A 14,089-nucleotide genomic window follows, 5' to 3' on the forward strand; every position below is an offset into this window, starting at 1 on the left:
TGACCCGCGCGCCCTCATGCTCCTGACCCTCTCGACGACCCACACGCCCGCGACGGACCTGGGCTACCTGCTGCACAAGAACCCGGACCGGCCCCAGTCCTTCGAGCTGCCCTTCGGACACGCCCACGTCTTCTACCCGGAGGCCTCCGCGGACCGCACGACGGCGGCGCTCCTCCTGGAGGTGGACCCCGTCGCGCTGGTGCGCGGCCGGTCCTCCTCCCCGGGAGGCGCGGGCGGGACGCTGGACCAGTACGTCAACGACCGCCCCTACGTGGCGTCGTCCTTCATGAGCGTGGCCCTGTCCCGCGTCTTCGGCACCGCGCTGTCGGGGCGCAGCAAGGACCGGCCGGAGCTGGCCGGCACGCCGCTCCCCCTCTCCGCCCGCCTGTCGGTGCTGCCCTGCCGGGGCGGCGAGGGCTTCCTGCGCCGGCTCTTCGAACCGCTCGGCTACACCGTCACCGCGACCCGGCACGCGCTCGACGAGACCGTCCCCGCGTGGGGCGACAGCCGCTACTTCACCGTCACGCTGGAGGGGCGCGTGCGGCTGGGCGACCTGCTCACGCACCTGTACGTCCTCATCCCGGTGCTCGACGACGACAAGCACTACTGGGTGGGCGACGAGGAGGTGGAGAAGCTCCTGCGCCACGGCGAGGGCTGGCTCGCGGCCCACCCGGAGCGCGAGCAGATCGCCCGCCGCTACCTGCGCCACCGCCACAGCCTCGCCCGCGAGGCGCTGGAGCGGCTGGCGGGCGACGAGGCCCCGGAGCCCGAGGAGCGCCAGGAGACGCGCAACGCCGAGGAGGCCGTGCTCGAGTCCCGCCTGAGCCTCAACGAGCAGCGGCTCCAGAGCGTGCGCGACGTGCTCCAGGAGCACGGCGCCGCGCGCGTGCTGGACCTGGGCTGCGGCGAGGGCCGGCTCCTCAAGGTCCTGCTGAAGGACCGGCGCATCACCGAGCTCGTCGGCATGGACGTGTCGCACCGCACGCTGGAGATCGCCCATGACCGGCTGGGCATTGAACGGCTGCCGGAGATGCAACGCCAGCGCGTGAAGCTGCTGCACGGCTCGCTGCTGTACCGCGACCAGCGGCTCGCGGGCTTCGACGCCGCCACCGTCATCGAGGTCATCGAGCACCTGGACCCACCGCGCCTCGCCGCGTTCGAGCGCGTGCTCTTCGAGCACACGCGGCCGGGCCTCATCATCCTCACCACCCCGAACGCCGAGTACAACGTGCGCTTCAGCTCGCTCCCCGCTGGCACCTTCCGCCACCGCGACCACCGCTTCGAGTGGACCCGCGCCGAGTTCGAGGCGTGGGCGAACGGCATGTGCCAGCGCTTCGGCTACACCGTGCGCTTCGTGCCCGTGGGAGAGAACGACGCGGAGGTCGGCGCTCCCACGCAGATGGGGGTCTTCGCGCGATGAACGTCCATATTCCGGAGCTGTCGCTCGTCGTGCTCATCGGCGCCTCTGGCGCGGGGAAGACGACCTTCGCGCGCCGACACTTCAAGCCCACGGAGATCCTGTCCTCGGACACCTACCGGGGCTTCGTGTCCGACGACGAGAACAACCAGGAGGCGACGAAGGACGCCTTCGAGGCGCTGCGCTTCGTCGCGGCGAAGCGGCTGGCGCGCGGCCTGTTGACGGTGGTGGACGCCACCAACGTCCAGCCGGAGTCGCGCAAGGCCTTCGTGGAGCTGGCGCGCGACCACCACGTGCTGCCCGTAGCGCTGGTGCTGGACGTGCCGGAGCGCACCTGCATCGAGCGCAACCAGCAGCGGCCGGACCGCGCCGCCAGCTCCCGCTTCGTGCGCAACCAGGCCTCCCAGCTGCACCGCTCGCTGCGCGGCCTGGAGCGCGAGGGCTTCCGCCACCTCCACATCCTCCGGCCGGACGTCATCGACACCGTGGTCCTGGAGCGACAGCCGCTCTGGTGCAACCTCAAGCACGAGCGCGGGCCGTTCGACATCATCGGCGACATCCACGGCTGCCGGGAGGAGCTGGAGTCCCTGCTCGCGAAGCTGGGCTACCAGGTGCGGCCCCGCGCGGACGGCACGCCCGGCTTCGACGTGCGGGCGCCAGAGGGCCGCAAGGCCGTCTTCCTGGGCGACCTGGTGGACCGGGGCCCGGACATCCCGGGCGTGCTGCGGCTGGTGATGGACATGGTGGAGGCCGGCACGGCGCTGTGCGTGCCGGGCAACCACGAGATGAAGCTCCTGCGCAAGCTGCGCGGCGGCAAGGTCAACGTGTCCCACGGCATGGCCCAGACGCTGGAGCAGTTGGAGCGCGAGCCGCCGGAGTTCCACCAGCGGGTGGCGAAGTTCATCGACGGGCTGGTGTCCCACTACGTGCTGGACGACGGGCGCCTGGTGGTCGCGCACGCGGGCATGAAGGAGAGCATGCAGGGGCGGGGCTCCGGCCGCGTGCGGGGCTTCGCGCTGTACGGCGAGACGACGGGCGAGTCGGACGAGTACGGCCTGCCGGTGCGCTTCAACTGGGCCGCCGAATACCGGGGCCGCGCGGCGGTGGTGTACGGCCACTCGCCCGTGCTCCAGGCCGAGTGGGTCAACAACACGCTGTGCGTGGACACGGGCTGCGTCTACGGCGGCCAGCTCACCGCCCTGCGCTACCCGGAGCGCGAGCTGGTGTCCGTGCAGGCGCTGCGCACGCACTGCGAGCCGGTGAAGCCGTTGGGCGTCGTCCCCGCGGCCCCGGGACTGAGCGCGCAGCAGCAGGCGGACGACGTGCTCGACCTGGAGGACGTGCGGGGCAAGCGGGTCATCTCCACGCGGCTGTCCGCGAACGTCACCCTGCGCGAGGAGAACACCACCGCCGCGCTGGAGGCGATGAGCCGCTTCGCCATCGATCCGCGCTGGCTGCTCTACCTGCCGCCCACCATGTCCCCGTCGGAGACGAGCCAGCAGGCCGGCTTCCTGGAGCACCCCCAGGAGGCCTTCGACTACTACCGCCGGGAGGGCGTGACGCGCGTCGTCTGCGAGGAGAAGCACATGGGCTCGCGCGCCGTGGTGGTGCTCGCGCGTGACGCGGACGCCGCGCGGCGGCGCTTCGGCGTCACCTCCGGTGAGACGGGCGTCTGCTACACGCGCACGGGACGGCGCTTCTTCAGCGACGAGGCCCTGGAGGCCGCGTTCCTCGCCCGCGTCCGGGCGGCGCTGGACGCGTCCGGGTTCTGGGAGGACTTGAAGACGGACTGGGCCTGCCTGGACTGCGAGCTGATGCCCTGGTCGCTCAAGGCCCAGGAGCTGCTGCGCGACCCGTACGCCGCGGTGGGCGCGGCGTCGCGCGCGGCGCTGACGGATGTCGTGGCGGTGCTGGGACAGGCCACGGCGCGAGGGCTCCCGCTCGGGGACCTGGCCGCGCGGTACGCGGACAAGGCCACGAGCGTGCAGCGCTACGTGGAGGCGTACCGGCGCTACTGCTGGCCGGTGGCGTCGCTGGACGACGTGCGGCTGGCGCCCTTCCACCTCCTGGCCACGGAGGGCGCGACCCACGTGGACAAGGACCATGTCTGGCACATGGAGACGCTGGCCCGCGTGTGCCGCGCGGACCCGTCGTTCCTCATGGCCACGCCCTACCGCGTCGTCGAGCTGGAGGACGCGGAGGCGGTGTCAGGCGGCGTGCGCTGGTGGGAGGAGCTCACCTCGCGCGGCGGCGAGGGCATGGTCGTGAAGCCCCACGGCTTCGCGGTGCGCGGACGGCGGGGGGTGGTGCAGCCCGCCATCAAGTCCCGGGGACAGGAGTACCTGCGCATCATCTACGGCCCGGAGTACACCGCGCCAGCGAACCTGGAGCGCCTGCGCCAGCGGGGCCTGTCCACCAAGCGCTCCCTCGCGCTGCGCGAGTTCGCGCTGGGCGTCGAGGGGCTGGAGCGCTTCACGCGCAAGGAGTCGCTGCGCCGCGTGCACGAGTGCGTCTTCGGCGTGCTGGCGCTGGAGAGCGAGCCGGTGGACCCCCGGCTGTAGCCGGGGCCCTCAGTAGTTGAACTGGAGCTGGAGGCGCGTCACGTGCCCCTGCTCCTGTTCATAGGGATAGCGCGAGGAGGTCCGGTCCGCGATGACGTAGGCGGCCGTCAACTCCAGCGCCTTCCAGATCTGCCACTCCGCGCCCAGCTCCAGCTCGCGCACGTCGTAGCGGGGCGCATTGGTCTCGAACTTCTTGCCGCCCTGATACAGGGTGCCGCGCAGGTAGGGGATGAGGGACACCCCCAGCACGTCGTCCAGCTTGTACATGAGCTGCGCGTAGCCGCCGCGCAGGTTCCGGCTGTCGATGAGCAGCCTCGCGTCCGGCCCCGTTCCCAGCGACGGTCCGCGCCCCACGTTGTATTCGGCCTGGAAGCCCAGGGGCTGCGGGTACACGGTCAGGCTGACGATGGCGCGGGCATCCACCAGGTTTCCGCCCCGCGCGAGCGCGAAGGGGGCGTCATCCCGAGGCGAGGCGCTGAGGTTGAAGCGGCCGTAGTACCCGCCCGCGCCGACCTCCACGTATTGGGAGCCGAAGAGGAACGGCCAGGTGACGCGCGCCACGGCATGCGGGCTGTTGTTGCGCTCCGCCCGGTTGGCCGTCTGGCCGTTGTAGACGCCCAGGCCCACCACGCCGTAATCCCCGGAGCCCTTCAGGCCGCTGTCGACCAGGAACTTGAAGCGCTCGCGGATGTGCGCGGGCGCCCAGTAGAAGAAGACGCCCAGGTCACGCTCGTCCTTCAGCGCGCTGTTGATGCCGTCGTTGCGGTCCAGCGCGAGCCGGTTCTGGCTGGACTGAAGGTTCTCGAAGCCATACGGCACCTTGGACTGGCCCACGCGGAAGCGGAACTCCTTCTTCGCGTCGACGAAGATGTCCGCGTACCAGTCCCGCATGATGGCGACGTTGTACTGGTCGCCAATGACGGAGGCGAAGTCCGGCTGGAGGTAGATGGACACGTGCGGGTGCACGTCCCCGGAGATGACCAGCCGCGCGCGGCGGATGCCGAAGCCGGTGTCCTTCCCCAGGAAGCGATCCCCCTGCTCGTTGATGAGCGAGTCGTTCACCCGGAAGCTGGGCAGCCGGTTGTAGCGGATCTGCGTGTAGCCCCGCAGGCGGAGGGTTTCGTACCAGGGCTTGTCCTTCTTCTTCTCCTCCCCGGGAGGAGGCGCGGCGACCGGAGGCACGGGCGCGGGAGGCTCGACGGGCGGCGGAGCCTCCCCGGCCGGCGCGGACTCCGGCGGCGCCTCCTGGCCCCAGGCCAGGGCGGAGGAGGAGAACAGCAGCGCGGCGCCAGCCAGCAGGGCCTGAAGGACGGAGCGGTGGGACGGGGCGAAGGTCATGAGGGCGTGGGGCGAGAGGAACGGGGACGCGAAGTTGCGCTCCCGTTACCGAGCGGCGCCGCGTTCCGCCACACTTCACCCCCCGTTGTTTCAACACCGTCACGGGCGCCTTCGGCCTGTCACACGACCGAGCACTTCACGTCACACATTCGTGACACGAGGTCTGGCCCGTCGAGCCCCGCCGCGACGCGCGAGTCGCGAGGCCCGACGTCAGGGCCTGTGCAGGACCGCCGAGTCCCCCACGAGCCACAGCTCCGAAGCGGACGGTGCCCACACCCCTCGGAAGGCGCGGCGGGTGCCGGTGGTCTCGGCGGTCCAGCGCCTGCCGTCGAAGCGCAGCAGCGTGCCGGAGTCTCCCGTGGCCCAGACAGCGGAGGCGGAGAGCCCTCCCAGTCCGTTCAGCGTGGCCGTGGTGCCACTGGTCACCGCGCTCCAGCCGGTGCCGTTGTAGCGCAGCAACGTACCGCCCGCGCCCGCCGCCCAGATGTCCGTCGGGCCGCTCCCCCACACGGCCTTGAGGGACACGCTGGTGCCAGAGCTCATCGGGGTCCAGGCACCGCCATCCCAGCGCATGAGGGTGCCGGCTTCGCCCACGGCCACGGCCAGCGACGGCCCCTGGACCCAGACGGCGTTGAGCGTCGCGGCGGCCCCCGTGGGCAGCCGCGTCCAGGCCGCGCCGTCGAAGTGCTGCGCTTCGCCCGCCTCCCCCACCGCCCAGACGTCGGTCTCCGACGCGCCGTGGATGGCGAAGAGCTTCAGCGACGGCGACTCCAACACCATGGTGAAGCGGGTCCCATCCCACCGGAAGATGCGGCGGAAGAACGACGTCGTCACCCAGGCCGCCGACGGCGAGGCCGCGTAGACGCCCGACACGTTGTCGCTGGTGAGCGGGCTGACCGCGGGTTCGAGCCAGCCGCCGCCGTTCCAATGCAACACGCGGCCCGAATCCGCCACCACCCACACATCCGCGGGGCCCGAGCCATGGATGGCCCGCGCGGAGCCGAGCGTGCGCAGCGGCGCCTGCTGGCGCCAACCCTGTCCGTTCCACTGCTGCACCAGGCCCCCCGCGCCGAAGAACCACACGGCGTCGGGTCCGCTGCCCGCGATGGGACCGTTGGCGTCGGAGCCCGTCGCCGTCCACTTCGTCCCGTCCCAGGCGTAGCGAGACCCCTCTCCGCCGGTCAGCACCAGCGAGGGCGACGCGGCGAACACGTGGAACAGTTGATCCGACGAGCGCATGGACTGCTCGACGCCGGTGGGGAACGTCCGGAAGACGAGCCCGTAGTCATCGCAGATGAGGCAGGGGTCGTCGGAGGCGACGGTCCAGACGTCGTTCGGGCCCGTCCCCGTCACCTCGTGGAAGTCGATGTTGGTGCCCGCGTCAATGCTGGAGACGGTGCTGCCGTCATAGCGGCGCAGCGTGCCTCCCTGTCCCACCATCCAGACATCCGAAGGGCCGCTGCCCCACACGTCCTCGAGCCCCCGCGTCGTCCCCACGTCCACGCCCTGGAAGCCGCTCCCCTGGTTGCGCCGCACGGTGCCAGCGCCGCCCACGGCCCAGACGTCGCTCGGACCGGAGGCCCACACGGCGGCGAGGTCCCGCGTCGTCCCGGAGTTCACGGGCGCGAACACGCCCCCCGCGGAGCCGTGCAGGACGGTGCCCGCCACGCCCACCGCCCACACGTCCGTCGCGGAGGCCGCGTGCACGCCGCGCAGCTCCGTCAGCGTTCCGCTGGCCACTCGCGTCCAGCGCGTTCCATCCCAGTGCTGGATGAAGCCGTCCTCGCCCACCACCCACCCGTCGTCGGGCGCGAGGAAGTGCGCGCCCTCCATCCGGTAGCCGTGGGGCAGCGGGTACTCCCAGCACCAGCCGTCCGAGCATTCACGCGCGGCGGCGGGGATGCCGCAGGTCTTCTCCACGCCGCGTCCGCCGCACACCTCCGGCGCCGAACAGGTCCCGCAGGCGACGTTGCCCCCACAGCCGTCCGGCTCGACGCCGCACTCCGCCCCAGGGCCGCACGTCGTCCTCGGCACGCAGCCACAGACGTTGGCATGGCCCGCCACGCCGCAGGCGAAGGGCGCGGTGCAGGTTCCGCAGTCGAGCGGCTGACCACACCCATCCGCCGCTTCGCCACAGTCGAAGCCCTGGGACTCGCACGTGCGCGGACGGCAACCCGCGTCAGGTATGTCTCCCGGCCCATCATCGTCTCCACAGCCAGAGGACACCGGCACCACGAACAGGAGCACGAGTGGGAGGACCACCCTCCCCCACCCCTGAAGTCGTGAATGCAGCGCGGCCTGCCACCGCGAAGTCCGCACCGCACCTGCCGCGAAAGGGTTCTCACGGGACATGGGCTCCTCCACACCGGACGCGGGCGCCATGCCCGCGGAACCACGAGGTCCGTGGCGCCGATGGTGAGAAGGTTGCAATCGACGGTCCCGTTGGATCGACGCACCTGACATCCACCCCCGTGCGTCACCCCTGACGTGCGGCGTCAATCCAGCGTGGTGCGCGAACGTGCGAGCGCCGCGCCCGCCACCGCCAGCACGAAGAGTCCCAGCGCCAGCAGGTCGTCCCCCATGTCCGCGAGCACCTGGTCCTTGAGCAGCGCGCCCCGGACGATGCGCAGGAAGTGCGTGACGGGGATGACCTCTCCCAGCAGCCGCGCCCAGGGCGGCAGCCCCAGGAAGGGAAAGGCGAAGCCGGACAGGAAGATGGAGGGCAGCATGTAGAACAGCGACATCTGCATCGCCTGCAGCTGGCTGCGCGCCACCGTGGAGATGAGGTAGCCCAGCGACAGGTTGCCCACGATGAACAGCACGACGCCGCACCCCAGCGCGAGCCACCCCGCGGGCGTGCGCGCCATGGGCACCGAGAACAACACCCTCGCCAGCCCCAGCACGACGACGGTCTGCACCAGCCCCACGACCACGTAGGGCGTGAGCTTGCCCACCATGATCTCCGCGGGGGTGGCGGGCGTGGAGAGCAGCGTCTCCATGGTGCCGCGCTCCCGTTCGCGGGTGACGGCCATGGCCGTCATCATCACCAGCGTCATGGACAGGATGATGCCCAGCAAGCCCGGCACGATGTGGAACGGCGAACGGCTCTCCGGGTTGTAGCGCCGGTGGACCACCACCTCGAACGGCGGCGCGGCGGTCCGGGACACCCCCGGACCCACCCGCTCGTTCCGCAGCGCCTCCGTGGGCAGCACGCTCACCGCCGCGAGCGCCCCCGCCGCGGCCTGCGGATCCGACGCGTCCGCTTCCGCGAGCAGCTGGGCGCGCTCCCCCTTGAGGATCCTCCGGGTGAAGTCCGGGGGGATGGTGATGCCCAGCATCACCCGTCCCCGCCGCAGCAGCTGCTCCAGCTCCGCGTCGGAGCGCGGCAGGTAGCGCACGTCCACGTAGCCGGTGCGCTCCAGCGTGGCGACGACGGAGTTCGCCAGGGTGCTGGTGTCGTGGGACAGCACCGCGGCCGGCAGGTGCCGGGGGTCCATGTTGATGGCGTAGCCGAAGATGAGCAGCTGCATCACCGGCATGACGAGGATCATCGCGTACGTGATGCGGTCGCGCCGCAGCTGCGTGAACTCCTTGAGCAGCACGGCCAGGATGCGAGGCAGGGAGGCCCTCATGACGCGTACCGTTCGTCGCGCTCGCGACCCATGAGCTGGATGAAGACGTCCTCCAGGGACGGCGACACCTCGCGCCACTGGAAGGGCTCCTTGCGCCAGGGGCCGAGGGCGGCCTCCAGGGCCCCGCGCTCCAGGCCGCTGACGTGCACCGCGGCGCCGAACGCGGAGGCGCTGAGCACGCCTTCGGCCCGGGCCAGCAGGTGCGCCGCGCGGTCGATGCCCGGCCCCTCTCCCAGGAAGGTCACCAGCCCGGAGTCGCGGACGAGGGCCTCCGCCGTGCCCCGCGCGATGAGGCGGCCATGGAGGATGTAGCCGATGTCGTGGCAGCGCTCGGCCTCGTCCATGTAGTGCGTGGACACCAGCACCGTGAGGCCGCCGGCTGCGAGCGCGTGGATTTCATCCCAGAACTCGCGGCGGGCCTTGGGGTCCACGCCCGCGGTGGGCTCGTCCAGGAGCAGCAGCCGGGGCTCGTGCAGCGTCGCGGCGGCCAGGGCCAGGCGCTGCTTCCAGCCACCGGAGAGCGCGCCCGCCAGCTGGCGGCGGCGGTCGAAGAGGCCCAGCCGGTGGAGGGTCGCGTCCACGCGCGTACGTCGCTGGTCCAGCCCGTGGACGCGCGCGACGAAGGCCAGGTTCTCCTCCAGCGTCATGTCCTCGTAGAGGGAGAACTTCTGCGTCATGTAGCCCGTCCTGCGCTTGATGACGTCGCCGCGGACGCGGAAGTCCATGCCCAGCACCTCACCCTCTCCGCTGTCGGGGGTGAGCAGCCCGCACAGCAGCCTCAGCGTCGTCGTCTTGCCGGAGCCGTTGGGGCCCAGGAAGCCCGTGATGCGACCGGCGTCCACGGAGATGGCGACGTCGCGCACGACGTGCCGGTCGCCAAAGGACTTGTTGAGCCCGCGCACGTCGATGGCCCGCTCGCTCATCGCGCCGCCCCCACCGCCAGCGTCCCGAGCGGGGTCACGTCGATGGGCTGCCCCGGCAACAGCCGCGTGGGCGCGGAGGGCACCGCCTCCACCAGGAACACGAGCTTCTGCCGCGTCTCCAGGCTGTAGATGATGGGGGGCGTGTACTCAGGGCGTGGAGCGACGTAGTCCACGCGGGCGGTCATCCCCGAAGCGCAGCCGTCACAGGCGATGGCCACGGCGGTGCCCGGGGCGTACGACGTCACGCTCCCCTGCGGCACGTAGAAGCGCACCTTCAGCTTCGCGTCCGGGATGATGCTGACGACCGCGGCGTTGGGCATGGCCCACTCCCCCTGCTGGAACAGGACGTCCTCCACGCGGCCCGCGACGGGGGAGACGGGAGCCAGCTCCTGGACCTGCTGCTGCGCGGCCGTGACGCCGGCCCGGCCGCTCGCGAGCTGGGCACGGAGGGACTCCAACCGGGCGCCCACCGACGCCACCTCCGAGCGGGCCGCGTCGCGCTGGGCCTGGGCGCGCAGCAAGGTCGCGCGGGACAGGTCCAGCTGCTGGGCCGTCACGGCCCCCTCCATCGCCCGCGCCACCGCGAGGAGGCGGGCCTGCTCCGCGTCCGCGCGGTCCACCTCCGCCTGCGCCGCGGCGAGCGTGGCGCGCGCGCGGGCCACGTCCGACTGCTGGGCGAGCAGCTGGGCCTCGGTCTGCCCCACCTGCGCGCGCGCCTGGTCGGCCCGCGCCACCAGCGACGTCGGCTCCATGCGGAACAGCGGCGTCCCCACCTCCACGCGCTGTCCGCGCACCACCGACACCGCCGCCACCATCCCGGCCACCGGCGAGGACAGGTAGACGTTGTCGCTGACCACGTAGCCGGTGAAGCGCGGCGGTGCTTCCGGAGCGGGACGCCGCAGCCACGCGATGCCGCTGACGAGGCAGGCGAGCCCGAGGGCCGCCATGACGATGGTGCGCTTCGAGCGACGGCCCTGTCCTGACACCCGTGCCTCCTGACGCGGCCTCGCCGCGAATGGCGCCCCCCGGAGCGTGGAGCCTCCACGCCAGGGCCCTCTCGGGAGGGACGCGGCCCGCGCACGGGGCCGTCCTGGCCCCGTGTCATGACGCCCCTGGAGCACCCGGCGTGCCAGCACCGGACGCCTCGGGGCCCCGCCGGGTGGGCCCGCCGCCTGTCCGGATTTCCGGCGCCGGCCGACGGGTTCCCGGACAGCCGCCGGGCGCTTCGCACCGGGGCGGCGGGCGCGCGGGCTGGGGCATCCGCCTTGCTTGGACATAGGGTAGCGCCCACGGTCCAGGAGGACGCCCTTGCATTCCTTGCCCCAGCCCACGGCCGCCGGAGTCGAACAGGTCCAGCGCGAGGCGTTCTCGCGGATGTTCCGGCAGGTGACGAAGGTGCTGACGTTCCTGAGTCCGTTGCCGGTGGTGCTGGTGTCGCTCGGGCTCGTCGGGGACACGGCGGTGTGGCGGCGGGTGTGCGTGGGTGTCGCGCTCGGGCTCGTGGTGGTGGGGCTGGGGATCGTCGCGTCGTGGCGGCGCGAGCCGGTGGTGGCCACCGAGCCGGGCACGATGCTGCCCTGGGTGACGTTTCCCCTGTTCACGGTGATGAACCTGTCGCTGGGCGGCCTGGAGAGCCCGCTCATCCCGCTGGTGCTGCCGGTGAGCCTCGCCACGGCGATCCTCTTCCCGGCCGCGCGGGCCCACCGGTGGGCGGGCTACCTGCTGGTGCTCCTGGGCGTGCAGGCGGCGGTGACGTTCACCGGCGCGGTGGCGGACCTGGTGCCCCCGCTCTTCGGCGGCGGCCGGCGCGCGGGCCACGGCGACGCGCTCCTCTGGACGATGTTCACGGTGACGGCGTTCCTCGTCGTGTGGGCGAACTTCATCGGGACGACGCTGCGGCGCACGTTCCGGGGCATGGTGCGCACGGCGCTGGACGCGCGCGACGACGCGCTGAAGACACACGAGGAGCGGGTGCGCTCGCTCACCACGCTGTCGGGCGAGATCGCCCACGAGCTGAAGAACCCGCTGGCGAGCGTGAAGGGGCTGGCGGCGATGATCGCCCGCGAGGTGGAGGGCCGGCCGGCGGAGCGGCTGGCGGTGCTGCGCAGGGAGGTGGACCGGATGCAGGAGATCCTGGAGGGGTTCCTCAACTTCTCCCGGCCGCTGCTGCCCCTCAACGAAGCGCACGTGCCGCTGGATGCCCTCTGCCGGCAGGTCGCGGAGCTGCACGAGGGGATGGCCGGAGAGCGGGGCGTGGGGCTCCGCGTCGTGGAGGGAGCGCCGGTGGAGGCCTGGTGTGACGCGCGCAAGGTGCGGCAGGTGATGATCGACGTGGTGCAGAACGCGCTGGAGGCCGCCCCTCGCGGCACCACGGTGGAGCTCCAGGCGCGGGCGACGCCGGAGGGAGGAGGCCGGGTGGAGGTGCGGGACCGGGGGCCGGGCGTGGCGGAGTCGCTGCGCGAGCGCGTCTTCGAGCCGGGCATCACCACCAAGCCCCAGGGCTCCGGCCTGGGACTCGCGCTATCACGGGCCTTGATGCGCCAGCACGGCGGCGAGCTGAGCCTGCACGCGCGCGCGGGCGGGGGCTGCGTGGCGGAGCTGTTCCTCCCGGCGGCGCCCCAGCAGGCGGAAGCCCCGCGAACGGAGGCCCTGACATGAAGGCGCGGGTAGTCTGCGCGACGGCCAAGGCGGCCGAGGCCCGCCTGGAAGCCGTTCGGACGGAGGGGCGCACATGAAGGCGCGGGTGCTGGTGGCGGATGACGACGCGGGCGTGCGCTACACGCTGCGTGGCCTGCTGGAGGACGACGGGCTCACCGTCGAGGAAGCCGTGGACGGAGAGGCCGCGCTCGCGCGCCTGGACGCGGAGCCCCCCGTGGACCTGGTGCTCAGCGACCTGCGCATGCCGCGCCTGGACGGCCTGGAGCTGCTGCGCCGCATCCGCGCGCGCCCCCATGCGCCTCGCCTCATCCTCATCACCGCGCACGGCTCCGAGCGCCACGCCGTGGAGGCGATGAAGCTGGGCGCGCTGGACTACTTCCGCAAACCCTTCGACGTGGACGACGTGCTGGCGGTGGTGCGCCGCGCGCTGGGGCAGGTCCGGCTCGAAGCGGAGAACGAGCGGCTGTCCGGCGAAGTGAACCTGCTGCGCTCGCTGGTCTTCGTGTCGCCCGCGATGGCGCGCCTGTCCCTGCTCATCCAGCGCGTGGGCCCCCGCGACGTCACCGTGCTCATCACGGGAGAGAGCGGCACCGGCAAGGAGCGCGTCGCGGAGGCCCTGGTGCGCGCCTCCCCGCGCGCGGACAAGGCCTACGTGCGCTTCAACTGCGCGGCCCTCACGCCGGAGCTCGCGGAGGCGGAGCTCTTCGGTCACGCGAGAGGCGCCTTCACCGGCGCCGTGCGCTCCCGGCAAGGCCTCTTCCGCGAGGCCTCGGGAGGCACCCTCCTGCTGGACGAAGTGGGCGAGCTGGCCCTGCCCCTCCAGGCGAAGCTGCTGCGCGTCCTCCAGGAAGGCGAGGTGCGGCCCGTGGGCGAGGACCGCGCCTTCCCAGTCGACGTCCGCGTCCTCGCCGCCACCCACCGGGACCTGCCCCAACGCGTGGCGGAGGGCCGCTTCCGCGAGGACCTCTACTACCGCCTCAAGGTCGTGACGCTCCAGGTGCCCCCCCTGCGAAGCCGGCCGGAGGACATCGCCGCGCTCGCGAGCCACTTCCTCGCGCGTCACACCGAGCGCTTCCGCATGCCGCCCGTGCCGCTGACGCCCGCGGTCCTGGAGCGACTCACCGCCCATCCGTGGCCCGGCAACGTGCGGGAGCTGGAGAACGCCCTGGAGAGCGCCGTGGTGCTGTCCGCCGATGGAACCCTGGACCTGGAGCAGCTGCCCGGAGGCCTCCGCGCACCCTCGGTCCCGGCCGCATCCGGCGGCGCCACCCTGCGGGAGCGGATGGACGCGCACGAGCGCGAGCTCATCCTCGCGGCGCTGGCGGCATCGAAGGGCCAGCGCACGGAGGCCGCGCGCGCGCTGGGCATCGGCCGCGCCACGCTGCACGACAAGCTGCGCAAGCACGGACTCCAGGGCGAGGACGACGAACAGGAGCGCTGAGGCCCTTCACGCAGCGGCGTTGGACCCGCGCACCCAGGCCCTCGTGGTTTCCACTTAGCCCGGCCTTCAACGCCAGACATCCGCGACGAAAATTCCCGCCATCAATGGAAAACGCGCCT

9 protein-coding genes are annotated in these 14,089 nt (G+C 72.3%); 4 read left to right on the plus strand and 5 right to left on the minus strand.

The annotated features are described in order from the left end of the window. Positions 1-16: 16 nt before the first annotated feature. Both FOF48_RS07670 and FOF48_RS07675 read left to right on the plus strand, forming a co-directional pair. On the plus strand, positions 17-1,420 hold the full coding sequence (locus FOF48_RS07670) for a 3' terminal RNA ribose 2'-O-methyltransferase Hen1 (protein WP_143899510.1): 1,404 nt from the start codon (positions 17-19) through the stop codon (positions 1,418-1,420). Beyond that, a complete protein-coding gene (locus tag FOF48_RS07675; protein ID WP_143899511.1) occupies positions 1,417-3,978 on the plus strand; it encodes a polynucleotide kinase-phosphatase in 2,562 nt (853 codons plus the stop codon). Before FOF48_RS07670 ends, FOF48_RS07675 begins: the two co-directional genes overlap by 4 nt. 9 nt (positions 3,979-3,987) lie before the next feature. On the opposite strand, the gene FOF48_RS07680 is transcribed toward FOF48_RS07675, so the two are convergent. The 5 genes from FOF48_RS07680 to FOF48_RS36385 all read right to left on the minus strand — a co-directional run bounded on the left by FOF48_RS07680 (position 3,988) and on the right by FOF48_RS36385 (position 10,857). Beyond that, positions 3,988-5,316: a porin gene (locus FOF48_RS07680; protein WP_143899512.1), complete on the minus strand. Its 1,329-nt coding sequence runs from the start codon at positions 5,314-5,316 to the stop codon at positions 3,988-3,990. Between the two features lie 210 nt (positions 5,317-5,526). Further along, positions 5,527-7,578 (minus strand): hypothetical protein, encoded by a 2,052-nt coding sequence (locus FOF48_RS07685; protein WP_143899513.1) that lies wholly within the window; start codon positions 7,576-7,578, stop codon positions 5,527-5,529. A gap of 233 nt (positions 7,579-7,811) precedes the next feature. Beyond that, the gene (locus FOF48_RS07690) at positions 7,812-8,948 is read right to left on the minus strand and encodes an ABC transporter permease (RefSeq protein ID WP_143899514.1); all 1,137 of its coding nucleotides are present in this window, start codon (positions 8,946-8,948) and stop codon (positions 7,812-7,814) included. Then, a complete protein-coding gene (locus tag FOF48_RS07695) occupies positions 8,945-9,871 on the minus strand; it encodes an ABC transporter ATP-binding protein (protein WP_143899515.1) in 927 nt (308 codons plus the stop codon). Before FOF48_RS07695 ends, FOF48_RS07690 begins: the two co-directional genes overlap by 4 nt. Then, on the minus strand, positions 9,868-10,857 hold the full coding sequence (locus FOF48_RS36385; protein WP_186001824.1) for an HlyD family secretion protein: 990 nt from the start codon (positions 10,855-10,857) through the stop codon (positions 9,868-9,870). The genes FOF48_RS07695 and FOF48_RS36385 overlap by 4 nt, the downstream gene beginning before the upstream one ends. A 322-nt stretch (positions 10,858-11,179) precedes the next feature. Between FOF48_RS36385 and FOF48_RS07705 the strand changes: the two genes are divergently transcribed. After that, positions 11,180-12,529, plus strand: a complete 1,350-nt coding sequence (locus FOF48_RS07705; protein ID WP_186001825.1) for a HAMP domain-containing sensor histidine kinase — start codon at positions 11,180-11,182, stop codon at positions 12,527-12,529. 73 nt (positions 12,530-12,602) lie between these two features. Next, positions 12,603-13,970: a sigma-54 dependent transcriptional regulator gene (locus tag FOF48_RS07710; RefSeq protein WP_143899518.1), complete on the plus strand. Its 1,368-nt coding sequence runs from the start codon at positions 12,603-12,605 to the stop codon at positions 13,968-13,970. The last annotated feature ends 119 nt before the right edge of the window (positions 13,971-14,089 follow it).

Source organism: Corallococcus sp. Z5C101001, from assembly GCF_007352635.1.
Classification (GTDB): Bacteria; Myxococcota; Myxococcia; order Myxococcales; family Myxococcaceae; genus Corallococcus; species Corallococcus silvisoli.